Here is a 20,313-nt window from a genome sequence, read left to right as displayed (position 1 = left end):
ACGATTGGTTCGTGAGGTGGACAGGAGGCAACCAGCGCAACGTCCAAAATTACACTCGCACTCGCTGAATGTCGAGTGCGGAATCAGAATAGGAATCAATGTTTTTGGGCCACGTCGGACCCGCGCTGAATTGCTTCCCATTTATAGAATAACTTGCGCATCCAGGCTGCGTCAAGGTTTTCGCAACATTTCAGGCGATGGGCCGGTTCGTAGGCACATTGACGAAGCTGGGCGCATCCGGATCGAGCTGCAGGTACTGCGGCTTGAGTTCGGTGGCGTTGAGCATCGGCCTAAAAGCCAATGCCTTCGGCACGTTTCCGGCGAACACATCCACCCGCAGCCGGTGGCCGGGCGACAAGACGGCCTGCGTCGGGATGACCGCGATATCCAGCGTCATCGGCTTGCCCGGCACGACGGGCAGCAGGCTCTCCAGGGTGATCGGGTTGTACGGCGCGGTGTAATCGCCACTCGCCGAGCGCATGCTCCTCGCCTCGTCCACCGCACGCAGCGACGCGGTGAGCTGGCCGGTGGACAACACGGTCGACGTGCCATCGGGCGAGACATCGTTGACGGTGACGTCCCAATAGCCGTCCGTCGCATCGTGAACCGCATTGAGGTGCACATTGATCGGCCCGGATATCACCGTCGGCTCACTCATCTCCGCACTGGTGAAGGTCAGCCCGTTGCCCTCGGCGACGCGAGAATCCTTGGCGCAGATATCGAATGGCGCTGCGAGACCGGCGGAGCCCTGAGCGGCATCACGTGAGCACACCATGGTCATCCCGGGCGCCACCTGCAGTGCAGTGCGCTCCTTCGGCTTCGTCGAGGACAGTGATCCGTCGTGCACCGCATGGTCGGCGGTATCGCTCGACACCGAGGACAGATAGACACGACGATGCGTGACACCGTATTCCGGGAACTGCCCCAAGGTCTTCCACCCCGAGCCCTGCTCCCACAGCGTGATCGGCCCGAAGTCACCGATGCCGTTATCGATGCCCTTGAGCCACTTGTCGAACCACACCCGCTGCAGCACATCCAGCCGGGGCGGCGCGCCGGCCGCACCCGTACCGGCACCCGGATTCGCATGATAGGTATCGCCGATCAGCAACTGCTTCTTCGCCTGTGGCAGTGGGATCACGTTGTAGAGTTTGGACGCGCTATTGGCGAAGATGTCATGCCAGCCGCCATACATGAAGGTGGGCACCGTAATTCGGTCGGGATGTCCGAGAATCCCCTGGCGGAATTCACTATCGTCGTCGAGCGCGGCGGCCAACGTCGTCGGCACCCGGTCCAGCGACGGGGTGAGCAGCGCCTGGGCCAGCAGATCGGAATTGGTTGCCGGATCGGCCAACCTGGCCTGGAGCCATTTCCAGTCGAAGGTGCCATTGAGCATCGACTGCACGTCGGGAATCAACTTCGTCTGGTTCACATTGTTCAACCACAGCGGCAGGAAGGTCGTGCCGACGCCGCCGCCCGGCGCGACGACATCACGCATCAGATCGCTACCCGCCTCCACCGGGAAGATGGCTTTCAGTGCGGCAGGGGCGTTTTCGGCCGCGCGAAGCTGATTGATGCCCGCGTAGGAACCGCCGCTCATTCCGACAGTGCCGTTGGACCACGGCTGCTGCGCCGCCCAATCGATCACCTCGCGGGTGTCCAATTGTTCACGCTTACCGAGCGTGTTCCAGGCGCCCTGGGAGAAGCCGGTGCCGCGGACGTCCGCGACCACCAACGTGTACCCGCTGCGGATGAGATTGCGGTCGATGCCGAGCACAGTCTGGAGCATGCCGCCGTCGAGTGCGTGCATCAGCTCGCCGAATCCGCTGATCGGCGTGCCGGACAGATTGATGCGCCGGACCATATCCATGGTGAAGGGCCGCAGTCCGGGCGCGGCGAATGCCGAATCGATCAGATTGCCCATGAGTTTGGTGTACGGCGTGAGGTTCACGATTGTCGGCAACGGCTTGCCTACCACTGTCTTCGCCGCATCGACGGGCCGATACACATTGGCCTTGAGTACGACGCCGTCGCTCATGCGAATCGGGACATCCCAGTCGATATGGACATCGGCATACTCCTGCGGACCGTCGTGCATAGCGGTCCACCGCTCGCCGAGGGTGCTGTCGACGCTTTGCTCGGCGGTCGCGGAGCCGCCGCCACTCGAAGCCAGTGCCACCACGGCCGCGACAACGGTCGCCAGACGGACCAAACGCATAAGCGCAGGTGTCACTCCATGCCCCGACAAACTCGTGATCCCCTCTCGGCTGGTACGCAGCATGCAGACGAGATCGCCCGATCGACGCGCGACGACCACATAGCAATCCATTGGCGAATCTCCCGCTAGGTACGGTCCATTCGGTTCGTCGGATTTCCCCGCAGACTCGCTGGACCCACACCGAGGCGTTATCGAACCGTGACGACTCCGACAACATCCTCGTGCGCCACCTCCCGCTCGATGCCGCGAACTGAGCCAACGGCCTACTTCGGCAGGCCGAGGCGATCGGTGATGCCGTCGAGCAGGCTGGACAGCGTCCACTCGACGGGGTCTACGCCACCGGTGGTGGTACGAGCGGCGATCCAGCGTGCGAAGGCCGGGTAGCGACCGTCGGCGAGGATCGGCGCCAGCATCGGTTGCGCGGCGGCGGCCAACTCGTCGTCGGTGTGCAGTCCGGAGCGGGCCCGCATGCGGTTCTCCTCGGCGAGTTGCAGTGCGGCGCCGATGAGATGGCCGTCGACGGCGGCGGTGATCAGCGTCATATCGTCGGCGGCGATATCGAGGGGTTCCAAGAGGGCGAAACGGAAGTCGAAGTAGCACAGCGCATTCGGCCCGAGCGGCGGTCGTGTGTGCACGAGTTCACCGAACCAGAGGTGTCGCTGGATCACCGACCAGGTGGCCAGCGAAAGCTCTTCGAGTGCGGTGCGCCAGTGGCCCGAAGGTGTTGCGGGTAGCGGAATCTCACCGTAGACGGCGTCGATCATCAAGTCGACGAGACCATCCTTGCTCCCGACATAGCGATACAGCGACATCGGCGTGGACGCACCGACCGCCGTGGCGATCCGCCGCATGGTCAGTGCCCGCGCACCCTCGGCATCGGCCACGGTCAATGCCGCACGCAGGATGCTCGCCCGACTCAACGTCGTGGTCGGTCGGCCCGGCGGTTCGGGTAGCGACCAGATCAACGGTCCAGGCGGCGACGATTCCTCGCCCATGCCTCCACCTCGCCGGCGCTCGCTCATGCCTCCACCTCGCCGGCGCTCGGTTCCGGCACGAGCGAGTGCTCGGCTGTGTTGATGGTTCGCTCGCTGAGCTCGCTCACTGCCACCTCCTTGCCGGGCATTCAACCATTCGTGTACAAAGTACACATGATGTACAACGTACACGCACCTGGTGTTCTCATCGTCGGCGGCGGACTGGTCGGACTGTCGGCCGCACTGTTCCTGCGCCGGCAGGGCGTGGCGACGGTGCTGGTCGAACGCAGGCCGACCACCTCACCGCAGCCCAAGGCCCGGCGCATCAATATCCGGACCATGGAACTGTTCGGCCAGCTCGACATTGCCCAGGAGGTTCTGGACGCGGCCCGTGACCTCGCGGCGTACCAGCACTTCGCGGCCGGTCCGACGCTCGCGCAGGCCGAACGGATCCCCTTCACACTGCCCGGCGGGGTGCCGGACTGGTCGACCATCACCCCGGCGGCCGCCTGCCTGTGTGCCCAGGATCTGCTGGAGCCGGTGCTGCGGCGCATCGCCGTGGATCGCGGCTGCGATGTGCGGTTCGGCGTCGAGCTAACGGACTTCGCCGATGAGCCCGACGGCATCACCGCCACGATTCGCGCCGACGACGGCACGGTCGAGCGGTTGCGCGCGGACTATCTGATTGCCGCCGACGGTGCGGCGAGTCCGATCCGCGAGCGGCTCGGTATTGCGCGCGATGGTCGTGGCACGCTCGGCCGAGCCGTCAATGTCTACTTCCGCGCCGATCTCACCGAGCTGGTGCGCGGCCGCGAATTCAACCTCTGCCAGATCGAGAATGCCGATGTGCCAGGAGCTTTCGCCTCGATCGATGGCGTACAGCGCTGGATATTCACCACCACCGAGGGAGTCGACCGTTCCCCGGATGAATGGCCGAGCGTATTGCGAACGGCCATCGGTGTTCCCGATATGCCGATCGAGCTGCTCAGCGTATTGCCTTGGGAGCCAGGGATGTTCGTCGCCGAGCAATACCGTGCGGGTCGCGTCTTCCTGGCTGGTGACGCGGCTCATGTCATGCCGCCCTTCGCCGCCGCGGGCGCGAATACCGGTATCGAGGACGTGCACAACCTCGCCTGGAAGTTGGCGGCCGTCCTGCGCGACGAGGCCGATCCGGCATTGCTGGACACCTACCACACCGAACGCCACCCGGTCGGCTGGTACATCGCAGACCAGTCGAGCATCCGAACCGCCGACCTGCGCACCATGAATCGCGAAGCCACCGACGCCACGCCACTCGCCGATCCGATCGCTCTGATCCTGGGCAATCGCTACCGCGCGGGGGCACTCATCGACGACGGCAGCACGCACACCATGGCGCATCTCGATCTCACCGGCCAACCCGGCACCCGGCTGCCTCATCGTTGGCTGACCGACGGGCGCTCGACGCTCGACCTCATCGGAACCTCCTGCGCTGTCTTGGTCGGCCCAGCAGGCACCGCATGGAAGTCCCATCTACCGCCGGAAGTACATGAGCTGGACCAGGATTGGCCCGACACGGTCGGCCTCTCCCCTACCGGCGCACTCCTCGTGCGCCCCGATCAGATCATTGCCTGGCGTATGCCGAGCCTGCCGAGCGATCCGGCCGCCGAGCTGCATGCAGCCCTGGATCGCATAATGCGATGAGCCTGCGGTTATTTCGGTGGCGTCCCGATCGTCCGGACTTGCTTTCCATCCCAATGGAATTGGACCGGCGTCAGCGTGCCGTCCGGGCAGGCATTACAACTTCCGGGCGACTTGTAGGTCACGCCGACGGTGTCATCGGTCGTGCGTCCGGGATCCAGTGACGTGAACCCGAGACTCTCGTGCGTCGCCGTGCCGACGAACTCGCCCTTGTGGAACAGCAGCACTTGATTCGGTGAACTGCCGGTCGCGCCCTCAACCGTAATGATCACGGCCGACAGTGTGACGCACGGATCGAAGGTGCCCTCGAATCCGGCCGGATCGGTGGACCACGGCACCTTGGTAAGCGGATCGACGGGCAGCGTCGCGATGGCGGAACCGATCACCGGTGCGGTCAGGTCGACGCCGCATTTCGCCGTAGGCGCAGCACTCGACGTGGTCGCCACCGTAGTGGTCGGGTCGAAATCGGTTATCCGGCCACTGTTATCGCCCGAGCCGCACCCGGTCACACAGGTGAGTCCAATACCGAGGCTGAGCAAAACGAGCCGATAGATCTGCATCGAGGAAAGCCCTTCAGGTCGGACGAATATCTCGATCGCGCTCCACTCACCATCATCGCATCGTCGAATCCGGCGGTCGCCGCGGCCGGACTCCCACGGGTGGGGTCGCTGCCCGGACGGTGAGTAGATAACGTCGATATCCGTCCGAGTCCTGATGAGGAGATCTGAATGGGTTCAACGATTTTCGCCGTGTTCCTACCGCTGGCCCTGGCGCTGGTGATGTTCGGACTCGGGTTGACCTTGACCGTCGACGATTTCGCCAGAGTGCTGCGGTATCCCAAGGCGGCGGTGGTCGCGCTGGTGTGCCAGATGATCGTGCTGCCCGCGATTTGCCTGGGTCTGGTCTATCTATTCCGGCTCGAGGGTGCGCTGGCCGTCGGAGTGATGTTGCTCGTGGCCTCGCCGGGCGGGCCGTCGGCGAATCTGTTCAGCCATATCGCCGGTGGCAATGTGGCCCTGAACATCACGCTGACCGCGATCAATTCGATTCTCGCCGTCTTCACCCTGCCGCTGGTGGTCACGCTGTCGTTCACGCTGTTCATGGACGATGACGCCGCGATCGGGTTGCGGCCGGATAAGTTCGCCCAGGTGTTCGCGATCGTGCTGGTCCCGGTCGCGGTGGGAATGTGGGTGCATCGCCGGTTCACCGACTGGGCCGAGCGGATGCGCAAGAACGTCAAGATCGTCTCGGCGGTGGTGCTGCTGCTGGTCGTGGTGGCGGCGGTGGGGCGCGAGTTCGACACATTGACCGAGAACATCGGCAAGCTCGCCACCCTCAGCTTGCTGTTGTCGACGCTGAGCTTCGTCATCGGGTACACCGTGCCGCGCTTGTTCCGGGTGGAGACCGATCAGGCGATCGCCTCGGCGATGGAGATCGGCATCCACAACGGCGCGTTGGCGATCGCGGTCGCCTCCAGTGTGCTGCACAATTCGCAGATGGCGGTGCCGCCCGCGGTCTACGGGGTGCTGATGAATGTGCCCGCCGCCATCGCCGCATACTTGTTGGCGCGGCAGCTGCGCCGCGCGGCTCCCACACCGATTCCGGCCGCCACCGGCTAGGGCAACCGAGCGCGGCCTGGGTAGCCTTTGCGTGTTCGACGTCAGGTGAGAGGACCCCAGTTCGCGATGCGACCGCTCGGCACAGACGATCCCATGCGGATCGGGGACTACCGGCTACTCGGCCTGCTCGGTGCGGGCGGTATGGGCCGGGTGTACCTCGGGCGCAGCGCGGGTGGCCGCACGGTCGCGGTGAAGGTGATCCGGCCGGATCTGATCGGCAACGAGTTCCGGGAGCGGTTCCGGCGCGAGGTCACCGCGGCGCGGCGGGTCGGCGGGAAGTTCACCGCGCCGGTGCTCGACGCGGATGTGGATTCGACGCCGCCGTGGCTGGCGACCGGCTACGTGGCCGGATTCTCGTTGACCGATGCGGTCGAGCAGTTCGGCACGTTCAGCGAGAACACGCTGCTGGTGCTCGCGCACGGTCTGGCCGAGGCATTGATCGCCGTGCACGGTGCCGGGATCGTGCATCGCGATCTGAAACCGTCCAATGTGCTGCTGGCCGTGGACGGTCCGAAGGTGATCGACTTCGGCATCGCGCGCGCCGCCGAGGACAGCGCATTGACGACCACCGGAAATGTCATCGGCTCACCGGGATTCATGTGTCCGGAGCAGGTGGTCGGACCGACCATGGGACCCGAAGGTGATGTATTCGCACTCGGCGGCGTGCTCGTCTACGCGGCGACCGGGCAGGGGCCGTTCGGCGCCGGCGAGACCGTGCAGATGCTGTATCGGGTGGTGTACGAGGAGCCACGGCTCACGGCGGTGCCGGACCGGCTGCGGCCGCTCGTCGCGGCGTGCCTGAACAAGGATGTGGCGGCGCGCCCGACACCGCAGCAGTTGCTCGATCAGCTTGCCGAACTCGGGGTTCCGGAACGCGGCGGCTGGCTGCCCGCGCCGGTGCTCGAAGAGGTGAGCAGGCGGGCGGTTGCGCTGCTCGATCTGGAATCCGGGCCGGTCGAGGCGGTCGGACCGGATCCGGCGCGGTCGGCGGCGACGATTTCGCGGCCGCTGCCACAATCGAATTCGGGGCCACACACACCGCCCCACGCGCTGTCCCGGCCTGCGGCCGATACGGTGGCTTGGCAATCCGGAAATACCGCATGGCAATCCGGACCCCCTGGGCCGCAAGCCAATTCGAGCCGTGTGTACGCGCCGTATCCGCCGGCACAGGACCAGTCGGGGCCGCAACCTGCCTACTACTACCCGCCGCCTGCGCCGAAGAGTCGTTCACGTCGGACCGCATGGACCGTCGCGGCCGTGGTGGTCGGTCTCATCGTCGCGGGCGGCGCATTCCTCATCGGCACGCAACTGACCGACAAGTCCTCCGATTCCGCAGCGACGGTGAGCACTTCGGCGGTGGTCACCTCCGTCGCGCCCACGACCACCGCGACGAGTCAGACCTCCGCGACGAGCACTTCGGCAGCGGCCACGGATTCGGCGGTACCCGAAGCGTTCGTCGGCAAGTGGACCGGCACGGCAAGGGATGCGCTCGCCACCTTCGATATCGAGCTGACCATTCACGACGGGAAAATCGGCGAGGAGGTCGCCACCTCGGCCAATACCGGTCAGGCATCGCGCAGTCGGTGCGAACGCGCCGAACGTCTGACCAATGCCACCGACGCCCAGCTCACCTTCGTGGCACGGCTCAGCGGCGGTGCGAGCGGGTGTATGGACGAAGGGTCGACCTCGAAGGTCATCCTGCAGCCGGACGGTTCGGTCACCTACAGCTTCAGCGGCGGTTTCAGCGGTGTGCTCGGCGATGTCACCGGCACTCTGCACAAGAATTAAGGCGCGGCATTCGTCGGGCGCGCCTTCCGACGCACTCGACGCCGATCGTCCATCCTGTGGACGATCACCGGTTCGACAACGAGCCGTACCTGTGTGAAGGGATCATCGAATGCGCGTAGTAGCCGAGGTGCTGGTCGGCCTGGTGGCGTTGCTGCACATCTACATCCTGGTCATGGAGATGTTCCTGTGGACCGCGCCGCGGGTGCGCGCGTCCTTCGGCAGCACCGCCGAATTCGCCGAGCAGACCAAGGTTCTGGCCGCCAACCAAGGCCTCTACAACGGCTTCCTTGCGGCCGGTCTGATCTGGGGCATCATCGCCTCGGACCCGGTCGGATTCGCCGCGATGATCTTCTTCACCGCATGCGTTGTCGTCGCCGGGATCTACGGTGCGGCGACCGCGAACCGTCGGATCCTGTTCGTCCAAGCGCTGCCCGGAGCGATCGCCCTGGTCGCCGTGCTGATCGCGGGCAGCAACTAACGCTTGCCGAACCGTCGACGCGCGCGGGCTCGCTCGATGGTCGCCGCCCAGGACAGCTTCGCGATGGCGCTCGCCTCCCGCACGACGGCACGCGGATCGGCAGTAAGCAGATCGACACCCTCCCGACCTACCAGGCCGGTCACCTTGCGTCGCGTCGCCGAACTCGCCTTGCTCATATGGCCGCTGTCGAAGGGCGGCTGGGGATCGTATTCGATCATCAGCTGGATTGCCTCGGCTTGGTCCTTGCCCGCGATCTCACCGGCCAGCCACAGCCCGAGGTCGATTCCAGCGGACACGCCCGCGGCGGTGACGATCTTGCCATCGCGCACGATTCGTTCCTCGGCGCGTGGTTCGGCACCGAGCGCCTTCAACATCGGCAAACCGGCCCAATGCGATGTCGCGGGCTTACCTTTCAGAATCCCGGCGGCGGCGAGGATCACCGATCCGGTGCACACCGAAGTGGTCCAGGTCGAGGTCTCGTGCACCTGACGCAGCCAGGCGAGCAGCTTTTCGTCGGCCGCCGTGGCCGCGGTCGCGGGACCCGAGCCGCCGATGAGCACGATATCGGGAGAAGGCGTCTCATCGAGGGAGTGCGTCGCGCCGAGCAACAGCACACCGCTGTCGGTGGTGATCGGTCCCGGCTCGTGCCAGACGAAGCGCAGCCGCGCACCAGGCAGCATCCGCAGCACCTCGTACGGCCCGATCACATCGAGCGCGGTCATACCCGGATAGACGACGATGGCGATCTGCATTTACCTTCCCTCCCATGGTGGATCCCGCCCTCGACAGTAGCCCCTGATGGTGCGGTGGATGGCGGACCTGCACGTAAGCGGGCACCATCGAGACAGCACCGCCGAATGATCAATCGGAGGGATACGCATGCGGAGATTCATCGAGCTCGCGATCGCCGTGCTGATGGTCGGCGCGGTGGCCGGATGCGGCAACGATTCCGGCGCCGGGCCGGACATTGTCACGAGCACCGCGCCCAGCACGTCATCGGGGGTGCCGGATCTGGCGGCGGGGGAGGAAATCGCGCACGGTATCGATGTGCCGTGGGGACTGGCCTTTCTGCCTGATGGTGGTGCCCTGGTCGCGGAGCGAGATACCGGCCGAATCCTGCGGGTGGTGCCTGGACGCGAGCCCGAGCAGGTGTACGAGGTTCCGGGTGTGGTCGCGCGCGGCGAGGGCGGTCTGCTCGGGCTCGCGGTGGCGGCGGACTATGCCGAAACACGGTATATCTATGCGTATTTCACCGCGGCCGACGACAATCGGATCGTGCGGTTCCGGCTCGACGGGCAACCGGAGGTCATCTTCGCCGGTCTCGCCAAGGCCGGCAACCACAATGGCGGCCGGATCGCGTTCGGGCCCGACGGCATGTTGTATGTCGGAACCGGAGATGCGGGGCAGGGCGCCAGATCTCAGGATCCGGCGAGCCCCAACGGCAAGATCCTGCGGCTGACACCCGATGGCGCTCCGGCACCGGACAATCCAACGTCCGGTTCGCCGGTGTACAGCCTGGGACACCGCAATGTGCAAGGTCTGGCTTGGGATCGGGCAGGCAGATTCTTCGCCGCGGAGTTCGGCCAGAACACCTTCGACGAGATCAATCTGATCGAGCCGGGCCGCAACTACGGCTGGCCGATCGTCGAAGGTAAAGGCGGCACCGATCGGGGATTCACCGACCCCCAAGTCATTTGGAAACCTTCGGAGGCATCGCCGTCCGGCATTGCCATCTCCGGCGACACCCTCTATGTCGCGGCGCTGCGCGGCGAACGACTGTGGACGGTTCCACTGCACGACGGCACGCTGGGCACACCACAGACCCAGTTGCCCGACCTGGGCCGCCTGCGCACGGTGACGATAGCCCCGGACGGCGCACTGTGGCTGACCACCTCCAATACGGACGGCCGCGGTGACGTCCGTGCCGGTGATGATCGGATCATCCGTTTCCCGGCGCGCTGAGTTCCCTTATTTCACAACGTTTCCGACCGAGCGCAGATCGCGGCGCAGCAGTGCGGTCTCCCTGGCATAGCCACGGCGGCCGAATACTCGATACAGCAGCCGGACAGGAGCCGGGATATGCCCGGCGAATTCCGACCATTCACGCTCATCGGCCTCCTCGGCGATATGACCGAGGAATACCAGCGCCCGCCCCTTCGAAAACGATGCCAAACCACGCTTGCCGAGCTCGGCCCACTCCGACTCGGTCAAGGTCTCGGCCACCATCGGCAGTACCGAATCTTCCTCCAGGCGAAGATGTTCGGTGAGCGCCTCATGTAGTCGGCGTAACCCCTCGACCAGCAGATCCGCCGTTTCCGCGCCGCCCTGATGTTCCCACTCGGACAGTTCGGAATCGACGCGGCGCATGAGCGCATCGACCTCTTCGTGCTGGGTCTGCATGAGGTCGACCAGCGTCGAATCCAGTTCCGCCCAACGCAGTTTCGGCCAAACCAGCTCGTCCTCATTGCTGTGATGATGATGCAGAGCGGCGAGCATCTCGCGCGCATGTGCGCTCACCCGCACTACCTGTTCGGCATCCATGGGCGAGGTCGCCTCGACAATGTCTGCCAGCAAACGGAATTCGCGTCGGAACACCCGGTGCACCAGCACCATGTCGTGGGTATCACAACCTGGCGACTCGGCCGCCCGGCGGCTCATAACACCTGCTCCAGCGCAGACAGAAGATCCCCGATAGCCATTTAGTTCCTCCCGATACTAAATGCACTCCTGTGCAATAAGTGCAACTTAGTATACTTTTGGCCGAGCTAACACTGTCAAGATGTCACTCGGAGGACACGCAGCGAATGACCGAGCACCGCGCCCGGGGCAGCGAGACCACCCAGGTCGAGGAAACCGCCCAGCTCACTTCGGGCCGCGTCGCCCAGCGCCGACGCACCCGCAAGGCCATCGTCGACGCCTCCATGACACTGCTGAACCGCGGCATCGAACCCTCGGTCAACGACATCGCCGCCGCTGCGGACGTGTCCAGACGCACCGTCTACCTGCATTTCCCCACTCTCGACCAGTTGATGCTCGACGCCACCATCGGCCTGCTCAGCGCGAATACCGATGAGGCGCTGACGAATATCCATTCCGCGGACCCGCGCGTACGCATCGCCGAACTGGTGCGGGCGATGGGTGCGGAGATCACCGAGCTGCTACCGATGGGGCGGCGGCTGGTGAAGCTCACCGTCGACCCACCCGCGGAGGACGCACCACGACGTGGGCATCGTCGGGTGCGTTGGATCGAATGGGCGCTCGAACCATTGCGTGATCGCCTGCCCCAGCGGCAGTTCGACGATCTCGTGTCGAGTATCGCGCTCGTGGTGGGTTGGGAGGCGTTCATCGTGCTGATCGATGTGCGCGGCCTCGAGCCCGATAAGGCTGTCGAGGTATGTGCCCGCACCGCAACGACTCTCGTGGATGCCGCGCTACGCTCGCTCGAAAACTCATAGGCCGCAGCGCCGCACTCGATCATCCTGTGACACTCGGCCATTCGGCCGTCGATATGCGTTGTCCCGAGCGCCAGACGGCCAGCGTCAGTGGCACGCCCGGACGGTAGGCGATGTGGGTGGCCGAGGGGGCGTCGAGCACCTGCAGATCGGCTCGGGCACCGACTTCGACGACCCCGACATCGTCGCGGCGCAATGCTTTCGCGCCCGCTGCGGTGGCCGCGTACACCGCTTCGGCGATCGAGAGGCCCATCTGGAGTACGGCCGTTGCGACGCAATAGGCCATCGATGTGGTGTAGGAACTGCCCGGATTGGCATTGGTGGCCAGTGCGACGGTCGCACCCGCGTCGAGCAGTGCGCGGGCGGGAGCGAGGGGTTGGCGGGTGGAGAGGTCACAGGCGGGCAGGACGGTGGCGACGGTGTCCGAGGCGGCGAGGGCCTCGACATCGGCGTCGGTGAGGTAGGTGCAGTGATCCACGCTGGCCGCGCCGTGCCGAACGGCCAGTTGCACGCCGGGGCCGGTGCCCAATTGGTTGCCGTGGACGCGCAGACCGAGTCCGCGTGCGGCGGCGGCGCGCAGGACGCGATCGGACTGATCCTCGTCGAAAGCGCCTGTCTCGCAGAAGACGTCGGCCCAGCGCACATGCGGTGCGACCGCGTCGAGCATATCGCCGCAGACCAGGTCCACGTAGGTTTCGGCATCGGCACCGGGCGGCACCAAGTGTGCGCCGAGGTAGGTCACTTCGTCGGCGATGGCGGCGGCGATGCGGGCCGAGCGTGCTTCGTCGGGCACGCTGAGACCGTATCCGGTCTTGGTCTCCAGGCAGGTCGTGCCCTGGCGGTAGGCCTCGATGACGTGGCGGCGCAGGTTGGCCGAAAGCTGTTCGTCCGAGGCACTTCTGGTGGCGGCGACCGTCGTTGCGATACCACCGGCACGGTAGGGCTGACCGGCCATTCTGGCCTCGAATTCGGCGGTGCGATCACCGGCGAAGACCAGGTGGGTGTGGCTGTCGACCCACCCGGGCAACGCCGCGCGGCCGCCGATATCGACCTGATCATCGGCGGCGGGTGCGGACCCCGCCGGGCCGATCCAGGCGAAGCGTTCACCCTCGAGCACCACTGCGGCATCGTGCAGCGGGCCGTCCGGGGCGTTGGTGGTCAGCTCGCCGATTCCAGTGATGAGGGTCGACACGGTGCCCTTTCTGTCGGTGGAGATTCTGTCTTTTCGTTTCCGCGAATGCTCACGGTGTGCACAAGGCCCGAATCTCTTCGCGCAGAATAATTTCGGGACTTTCCACCGATACATGACGGCCTTCGGAGACCACCTGCCGACCGGCGATCAGCACCTCGCGGATATCGGTGGCCGAGGCGGCGAACAGTGCGGCCGCTGGTTCGGTGCCCGCGGTCCGGATCGAGTCGAGATCGACGGTGACCAGATCGGCCGCCGCACCCGCTTCGATGCGACCTACTTCCGGCCAGCCGATCGATTCGTGATCTGTTGCCGCACCGAACAACTCCGCAATCTCGAATCGTCCGCGGGTGTGGGAGGCGAGACGTTCGTTCAACTCCAGCGCACGCCACTCTTCGAAGCCGTCGACGACCGCGTGACTGTCAGTGCCGAGGCACAGCCGGACTCCGGCATCGAGAAGTTCGCGGGCGGGGCCGATGCCGTCGCCGAGATCGCGTTCGGTGGTCGGGCAGAAGCATGCCCGTGACCTTGCGTCGGCCAGCATCTGGATATCGGCGGTGCTCATATGCGTGGCATGCACGGCCACCGTATCCGGCCCGAGCAACCCGCTATCTGCCAACAGCGCGGTCGGCGTAAGCCCGTGTGCAGCAAGGCAATCAAGATTCTCGGCGGGTTGTTCGGAGAGGTGGACGTGCACCGGCCGACCGTCGGCCTGCTGGGCGACCACGGCCAGTGCTCGCGGGGGCACCGCGCGCACCGAATGTGCGGCCACACCCGTGCGCACCAACTCCGATTCCGGCTTGAATGCGGCGGATCGCTCGGCCCAGGCCGCCGCATCACCATCACTGAAGCGACGCTGATGTTCGTCCGGCTGCTGACCGAATCCGCCATTGAGATAGCAGGTATCGAGCAGAGTAAGCCGTATTCCGGCGTCCTGTGCCGCCGCGGCCAGGGCGGCGCTCATCGCATTCGGATCGGTATAGGCCACGCCGCCGGGTGCGTGATGCAGATAGTGGAATTCGCCGACGCTGGTGTAACCGGCAAGCACCATCTCCGCGTAGACCCCGCGTGCCAGCCGGTAGTAGGAGTCGGGATCCAGTCGATCTGCGACCGCGTACATACGTTCCCGCCACGTCCAGAACGAGCCCGGGCCATGGTGGGTACGCCCGCGCAAGGCGCGATGGAAAGCGTGTGAATGCGCATTCGCGAAACCGGGAACGGTCAAGCCGTGCAACACATTTCCATTCGGCTCGGTTCCCCGGGCCACCGAGCGGATCGTCGATCCGGCGACATCGATCGTCACCCGCTCGGCCAATCCGTCTGGTAGCCAGGCATATTCGGCCCAATAGACGCTCATTTGGCCGAACTCCCGCACATCGGATTCCGGTCGCGCCGATACGACATCTGAACGCGCGCCCAGTGATCCGCGCTCATTTCGCCAAGTCCTCGAGCACACGAGCCAGGCTCTCGGCACCGAAGTCCACATCCGCCGGTTCCGAATACTCCTGCGGCGCATGGCTGATACCGGTCGGATTGCGCACATAGAGCATGCCGGATGGCACGTGCGCGGCCAGAATGCCCGCGTCGTGCCCCGCGCCGGTCGGCAGGGCGGGCACGCCGCCGAGTACCGCGTCCATTCGGCCCCGCAGCGTCTCGTCGAAAACGACATCGTCGGAATAAGATTCCTCGGTCACGGTGACCTCGCAGCCCTCGGCAGCCGCGGCCTCGCGTGCGAATCCGGCGATATCCTCGACCAATGCGGCGGTGCGTCCGTCTCCGGCGACGCGCGCATCCAGCCACAGATCCACCGTCGAGGCAATGACATTCGTGCCGCCCGGTGTGGGTATCAGCTTGCCGACGGTGGCCCTGGCATCGTCGGTAGCCGCGGCAACCCGGCGGGCAGCCGCGATCACAGCGGCCGCGGGCAGCATCGGATCGTGGCGGTCGGGTATGCGTGTCGCGCCCGCGTGATTGCCCTGTCCGGTGAAGGAGAACCGGTAGCGGCCGTGCGCGATGATGCTGCTGCCGGTGGCGACCGCGCTGTCCAGGTCGATCAGCCCGCGTCCCTGTTCGACATGCAATTCGACGAAGCAGCCGATGCTGGCGAGCGCCTCGGGATCTGCGCCGAATCTATCCGGGTCCTGCCCCGCGTTGGCCGCGGCCTCGGCGAAGGTGATCCCGGCGGCGTCCCGCAGTCCGCGGGCGCGGTCGGCGTCGATGGCACCGGTGAGCAGTCTGGATCCCAGACACGGCACACCGAAACGTCCGCCCTCCTCCTCCGCGAACACCAATAGCGCAAGCGGCTTCGCGGGAGTGAAGCCCTTGGCGCGCAGGATATCCACGGCGGCGAGGGCGCTCGTCACCCCGAGCGGTCCGTCGAATGCGCCGCCGCCGGGCACCGAGTCCAGATGACTCCCAGTGACCACCGCACCGGAACCGGGCCTCCCCCACCACGCCCAGATGTTCCCGTTGCGGTCGGTCGTCACATCCAGACTGCGCCGGGCCGCCTGCTCGATGAACCAGTCCCGCAATTCCAGTTCGGCACGGTCGAAGGCGTGTCGAGAGTATCCGCCGCGCCGCGTATCCCGGCCCACATCGGCAATTTCGGCGAGCAGGCCGTTCGCTGTCACTTGTTCTCCTGCATGGGGATTCGCACGCCACGCTGCTCGGCGACCGCGCCGGCCCGCTCGTACCCGGCATCCACATGCCGAATGACGCCCATACCGGGGTCATTGGTGAGCACACGCTCGATCTTCTGTCCGGCCAACGCGGTTCCGTCGGCGACACAGACCTGTCCGGCGTGGATGGACCGGCCCATGCCGACGCCACCACCGTGGTGGATCGATACCCAGCTCGCGCCCGAAGCGGTGTTGACCAGTGCGTTGAGCAGCGGCCAGTCGGCAATGGCATCGGATCCATCGGCCATGGCCTCGGTTTCGCGATACGGCGAGGCGACACTACCGGAGTCGAGGTGGTCACGGCCGATCACCACCGGAGCCTGCAACTCGCCGTTGGCGACCATCTCGTTGAAGCGGAGTCCGGCGAGGTGCCGTTCACCGTAGCCGAGCCAGCAGATGCGGGCCGGAAGTCCTTGGTAGGCAATGCTTTCCCCGGCCATGGTGATCCATCGACGCAGGGATTCGTTCTCCGGGAACAGTTCCAGCATGGCGCGATCGGTCGCGGCGATATCCGCCGGATCACCGGAGAGCGCGGCCCAACGGAACGGCCCCTTGCCCTCACAGAACAGCGGCCGGATGTAGGCGGGCACGAATCCCGGGAAGTCGAAGGCCCGTTCGCAGCCACCGAGTTTCGCCTCGCCGCGCAGTGAATTGCCGTAGTCGAAGACCTCGGCGCCGCGATCGAGAAACCCGAGCATCGCATCGACGTGTTCGGCCATGGATTCGCGGGAGCGATCGGTGAATTCGTCGGGCTTCTTCGCGGCGTAATCGGCCCAGTCTTCGAGTGCGACACCGCGCGGCAGGTACGCGAGGGGGTCGTGCGCCGAGGTCTGGTCGGTGACGATATCGATCTCGACTCCTGCCGCCAACAGCCTCGGCAGCACCTCGGAGGCATTGCCGATCAGACCGACCGACAATGCCTTTCGCTCCGTACGTGCTTTCGAGACCCGGCGCACCGCATCATCGAAATCGGTGGCGATCTCGTCGAGATAGCGGTCGTGCACCCGCCGCTCGGCACGGGCCGGATCGCATTCGACGACCAGGGCGACACCGCCGTTCATGGTGACGGCCAGCGGCTGCGCACCGCCCATGCCACCCAATCCCGCTGTGAGCGTGAGGGTTCCGGCGAGGGTGCCGCCGAAACGCTTATCCGCCACGGCGGCGAAGGTCTCGTAGGTGCCCTGCAGAATGCCCTGGGTGCCGATGTAGATCCACGAACCCGCGGTCATCTGGCCGTACATGGTGAGGCCGAGCGATTCCAGTCTGCGGAACTCGGGCCAGGTCGCCCAGTCCCCCACCAGATTCGAATTGGCGATCAACACCCGCGGCGCCCATTCGTGCGTCCGGAATACGCCGACGGGCTTACCCGACTGAACCAGCAGGGTCTCATCGGCCTCGAGTGTGGTGAGCGTGCGGCTGATCGCATCGAAGCTTGCCCAGTTCCGCGCCGCCTTACCGGTGCCGCCGTACACGACCAAGTCCTGCGGGCGCTCCGCCACCTCGGGATCGAGATTGTTCTGCAGCATCCGGAGTGCGCCCTCGGTCTGCCAGTTCTTGGCCGTCAGTTGCGTGCCACGTGCCGCGCGTACTGTCCGTGTCATCGGATTGCCTCCATATCAACGAATTTTCCGTCCGCCCCGCAGGTCGGTGTCGCATAGCTACTGGTGACCTCGTATGACCATGTGCACGAGCCCGATTCGCTATGCGGGAACCGGATTGCTTCGGGTGTTGGCAAGGGAGCTCACTTTCCTGAGGTGTCGAGGTGGGGTGTGACCGCGGCCAGCAGTTCGCCGGAACGAATAAGTTCCGTAGCGGCGGCGATTTCCGGGGCGAGGTGCCGGTCCGGTCCCGGGCCGTCGACCTCGGTGCGAAGCAGAGCGCGGGCGGCCGCGGTTGCCGGGCCGGGACGCAGCGGGGATCGCAAGTCCAATGCCCTTGCAGCCGTGAGATATTCGACGGCGAGCACGGTAACCAGCCCGTCGACGGCCCTGCGCAATTTGCGCGCGGCCGACCAGCCCATCGACACATGGTCTTCCTGCATCGCGCTGCTCGGAATCGAATCCACCGAGGCCGGCATCGCGAGGCGCTTGAGCTCGCTGACGATTCCCGCCTGGGTGTACTGCGCGATCATGTGACCGGAATCGACCCCCGGATCGGCCGCGAGGAAGGCCGGCAGGCCGTGTGAGCGTGCGACATCCAGCATCCGGTCGGTGCGCCGCTCGGCCATGCTCGCTACATCGGCGACCGGAATGGCCAGGAAGTCCAGCACATACGCCACCGGAGCACCGTGGAAGTTGCCGTTGGATTCCAATCTGCCATCGGCGAGCACGACGGGATTGTCGATCGCCGAGGCCATTTCGCGCTCGGCGACCAGTTCGGCGTGCGTGAGGGTGTCGCGGGCGGCGCCGTGCACCTGCGGTGCGCAACGCAATGAATACGCGTCCTGCACCCGGTTGCAGTCCGGACCCCGGTGGCTGGCAACGATTTCCGATCCCGCGAGCGCGGCCGCCATGCGCCGTGCCGAGCGGGCTTGGCCGGGATGCGGGCGCAGCGCCTGTAGATCATCGGCGAAGACCCGGTCGGTGCCGAGCAGCGCCTCCACGCTCATGGCGGCGGTGATATCGGCGACGTCGAGCAGTTGGCGCAGGTCATTGATCGCGAGCGCCAGCATGCCCAGCATGCCGTCCGTGCCGTTGGTGAGCGCGAGCCCTTCTTTCTCGGCAAGGGTCACCGGCTTGATTCCCTTGGCGTGCAAGGCTTCTGCCGCCGTAACCACATTGCCAGCGGAGTCCGTGACCTCCCCCTCCCCCATCAGCGCCAGTGCGACCGCAGCCAGTGGCGCGAGATCGCCGGAGCAGCCGAGCGATCCGAACTCGTGCACCACCGGCGTAATGCCCGCATTGATCAACGCGGCCAAGGTGAGCGCCGTCTCCGGTCGCACACCGGTATGTCCGGTGGCCAACGTGCGCAGCCGCAGCAGCATCATGGCGCGCACTACCTCGGTCTCGACCGCCGCGCCCGCGCCCGCGGCATGCGAGCGGATCAGCGACCGCTGTAGCGCGGCCCGGCTCTCCGGCGGAATGTGGCGGGTGGCCAGTGCACCGAAGCCGGTCGAGACGCCGTAGGTCGGGACCGTGCCCGCCGCCAGCGCGTCGACATGCTGGCGCGCGTAGGTCAGCCGCTTCTCGGCGGCCTCGCTGAATCGAACTTCCGCGCCGTCGCGGGCAACGGCGACGATGCGTTCGACGGTCAGCGGCCCGTCCAGCTCCACGGGCGGTAACTGCGTGGTATCCGGCATAGGCCCATTCCACCGCCACGGGGGCGGGTGGAGAATGAGGCTGAGCCAGGTTCTGTCTGGTATCCGAGACATTCCGAGACAATCCGAGGAAGTGGCATGGGAACGAGCACCGATATCCCGGCGCTGCGGCGCGGCTTGGCGGTGCTGCAGCTGATGGCGACCCGTGCCGGACCGGTCTCCGCATCCACAATCGCGCGCGAGCTCGACATCCCCCGCTCCACCACCTATCACCTGCTCGCGGAGTTGGAGCAGGCCCGCTTCGTCACCCGGCTGCCCGCCGAACGGCGCTACGGCCTCGGTATCGCCGCCTTCGAGTTGGGTTCGGCCTATCTGCGTCACGATCCGCTGGAGCGGGTGGCCGGACCGTTGCTGCGCGAGTTGGCCGGACGGGTCGGGCACAACGCGCACCTCGGGGTCCTGCACGGCAGTGAACTGCTGTATCTGATCAAAGAACGCCCAGCGCGTCCCGAAACGCTGGTGACCGATGTCGGCGTGCGCCTGCCCGCCCAGCTGACCGCATCGGGCCGGGCGATCCTGGCGCATCTGCCCGCCGCCCATGTGCGTGCGCTGTTCCCGTCGGCGGCGGCCTTCGTACGCCGCACCGATCGCGGGCCGACCAGCCTCGCGGCGCTGCGCACCATCCTGGCCGTCGAGCGTCGCCGCGGCTGGGCGAGCGAGGACGGACATGTCACCGCTGGATTCGCCTCGGTCGCCTATCCGACATTCGATCACGACCATCGGCCGATCGCGGCGATCAGCGTGACGCTGCGGCACCACTGCGAGCAGATCCCCTGTGCTGCCGATTGGTCCGGTCTCGCCGCTCAGGTGCGATCGACCGCTGACGATCTCACCCGCCGCATCGGCGGGCGGGTGAGCTGACGAAGTGAATAGATAGCAACAAGGAGAAACTCCCAGGTCCTTCGGCTGCAATCGCGACACACC

Annotated in this window: 17 protein-coding genes; 7 read left to right on the top strand and 10 right to left on the bottom strand. The window is 66.0% G+C overall.

Going from position 1 to position 20,313, the window contains the following annotated elements; translation table 11 throughout:
* Positions 1 to 190 precede the first annotated feature (190 nt).
* A complete protein-coding gene (locus OIE68_RS03740; RefSeq protein ID WP_327098003.1) occupies positions 191 to 2,215 on the bottom strand; it encodes a CocE/NonD family hydrolase in 2,025 nt (674 codons plus the stop codon).
* A gap of 263 nt (positions 2,216 to 2,478) precedes the next feature.
* Positions 2,479 to 3,210, bottom strand: a complete 732-nt coding sequence (locus OIE68_RS03735; RefSeq protein WP_327098002.1) for a TetR/AcrR family transcriptional regulator — start codon at positions 3,208 to 3,210, stop codon at positions 2,479 to 2,481.
* 153 nt (positions 3,211 to 3,363) lie between these two features.
* On the opposite strand from OIE68_RS03735, the gene OIE68_RS03730 reads away from it, so the two are divergent.
* Positions 3,364 to 4,872, top strand: a complete 1,509-nt coding sequence (locus OIE68_RS03730) for an FAD-dependent monooxygenase (RefSeq protein ID WP_327098001.1) — start codon at positions 3,364 to 3,366, stop codon at positions 4,870 to 4,872.
* An 8-nt stretch (positions 4,873 to 4,880) separates the two neighbouring features.
* On the opposite strand, the gene OIE68_RS03725 is transcribed toward OIE68_RS03730, so the two are convergent.
* Positions 4,881 to 5,429: an LppP/LprE family lipoprotein gene (locus OIE68_RS03725; RefSeq protein WP_327098000.1), complete on the bottom strand. Its 549-nt coding sequence runs from the start codon at positions 5,427 to 5,429 to the stop codon at positions 4,881 to 4,883.
* Between the two features lie 168 nt (positions 5,430 to 5,597).
* Between OIE68_RS03725 and OIE68_RS03720 the strand changes: the two genes are divergently transcribed.
* The 3 genes from OIE68_RS03720 (at position 5,598) to OIE68_RS03710 (ending at position 8,754) form a co-directional block, all read left to right on the top strand.
* Positions 5,598 to 6,488 (top strand): bile acid:sodium symporter family protein, encoded by an 891-nt coding sequence (locus tag OIE68_RS03720; RefSeq protein ID WP_327097999.1) that lies wholly within the window; start codon positions 5,598 to 5,600, stop codon positions 6,486 to 6,488.
* Between the two features lie 93 nt (positions 6,489 to 6,581).
* Positions 6,582 to 8,276: a serine/threonine-protein kinase gene (locus OIE68_RS03715; protein ID WP_327097998.1), complete on the top strand. Its 1,695-nt coding sequence runs from the start codon at positions 6,582 to 6,584 to the stop codon at positions 8,274 to 8,276.
* 109 nt (positions 8,277 to 8,385) lie between these two features.
* Complete coding sequence (locus tag OIE68_RS03710) at positions 8,386 to 8,754, top strand: DUF1304 domain-containing protein (protein WP_327097997.1); 369 nt, start codon at positions 8,386 to 8,388, stop codon at positions 8,752 to 8,754.
* Here OIE68_RS03710 and OIE68_RS03705 read toward each other — a convergent pair.
* Positions 8,751 to 9,506 carry a DJ-1/PfpI family protein gene (locus tag OIE68_RS03705; RefSeq protein ID WP_327097996.1) on the bottom strand — a complete coding sequence of 252 codons (756 nt, stop codon included), beginning with the start codon at positions 9,504 to 9,506 and terminating at the stop codon, positions 8,751 to 8,753. The two genes, OIE68_RS03710 and OIE68_RS03705, sit on opposite strands and share 4 nt — an antisense overlap.
* Before the next feature lie 127 nt (positions 9,507 to 9,633).
* Between OIE68_RS03705 and OIE68_RS03700 the strand changes: the two genes are divergently transcribed.
* Complete coding sequence (locus OIE68_RS03700; protein WP_327097995.1) at positions 9,634 to 10,716, top strand: PQQ-dependent sugar dehydrogenase; 1,083 nt, start codon at positions 9,634 to 9,636, stop codon at positions 10,714 to 10,716.
* Positions 10,717 to 10,722: 6 nt separating this feature from the next.
* Here OIE68_RS03700 and OIE68_RS03695 read toward each other — a convergent pair whose 3' ends face one another.
* Positions 10,723 to 11,412, bottom strand: a complete 690-nt coding sequence (locus OIE68_RS03695) for a hemerythrin domain-containing protein (protein WP_327097994.1) — start codon at positions 11,410 to 11,412, stop codon at positions 10,723 to 10,725.
* A gap of 146 nt (positions 11,413 to 11,558) precedes the next feature.
* On the opposite strand from OIE68_RS03695, the gene OIE68_RS03690 reads away from it, so the two are divergent.
* A complete protein-coding gene (locus OIE68_RS03690; RefSeq protein ID WP_327097993.1) occupies positions 11,559 to 12,209 on the top strand; it encodes a TetR/AcrR family transcriptional regulator in 651 nt (216 codons plus the stop codon).
* A gap of 19 nt (positions 12,210 to 12,228) precedes the next feature.
* Here the strand turns inward: OIE68_RS03690 and hutI are convergent, their stop codons facing one another.
* The 5 genes from hutI to hutH all read right to left on the bottom strand — a co-directional run bounded on the left by hutI (position 12,229) and on the right by hutH (position 19,371).
* On the bottom strand, positions 12,229 to 13,398 hold the full coding sequence (hutI, locus tag OIE68_RS03685; protein ID WP_327097992.1) for an imidazolonepropionase: 1,170 nt from the start codon (positions 13,396 to 13,398) through the stop codon (positions 12,229 to 12,231).
* Between the two features lie 49 nt (positions 13,399 to 13,447).
* Positions 13,448 to 14,752, bottom strand: a complete 1,305-nt coding sequence (locus tag OIE68_RS03680; RefSeq protein ID WP_327097991.1) for a formimidoylglutamate deiminase — start codon at positions 14,750 to 14,752, stop codon at positions 13,448 to 13,450.
* 73 nt (positions 14,753 to 14,825) lie between these two features.
* Complete coding sequence (locus OIE68_RS03675; RefSeq protein ID WP_327097990.1) at positions 14,826 to 16,025, bottom strand: allantoate amidohydrolase; 1,200 nt, start codon at positions 16,023 to 16,025, stop codon at positions 14,826 to 14,828.
* Positions 16,022 to 17,674, bottom strand: a complete 1,653-nt coding sequence (gene hutU, locus OIE68_RS03670; protein WP_327097989.1) for a urocanate hydratase — start codon at positions 17,672 to 17,674, stop codon at positions 16,022 to 16,024. Before hutU ends, OIE68_RS03675 begins: the two co-directional genes overlap by 4 nt.
* A gap of 140 nt (positions 17,675 to 17,814) precedes the next feature.
* Positions 17,815 to 19,371: a histidine ammonia-lyase gene (gene hutH, locus OIE68_RS03665; RefSeq protein WP_327097988.1), complete on the bottom strand. Its 1,557-nt coding sequence runs from the start codon at positions 19,369 to 19,371 to the stop codon at positions 17,815 to 17,817.
* A gap of 96 nt (positions 19,372 to 19,467) precedes the next feature.
* On the opposite strand from hutH, the gene OIE68_RS03660 reads away from it, so the two are divergent.
* A complete protein-coding gene (locus OIE68_RS03660) occupies positions 19,468 to 20,250 on the top strand; it encodes an IclR family transcriptional regulator (RefSeq protein WP_327097987.1) in 783 nt (260 codons plus the stop codon).
* Positions 20,251 to 20,313 lie beyond the last annotated feature (63 nt).

This window comes from Nocardia vinacea (assembly GCF_035920345.1).
In the GTDB taxonomy this organism is placed as follows: Bacteria; Actinomycetota; Actinomycetes; order Mycobacteriales; family Mycobacteriaceae; genus Nocardia; species Nocardia vinacea_A.
This window is presented reverse-complemented; position numbering and strand designations above follow the sequence as displayed.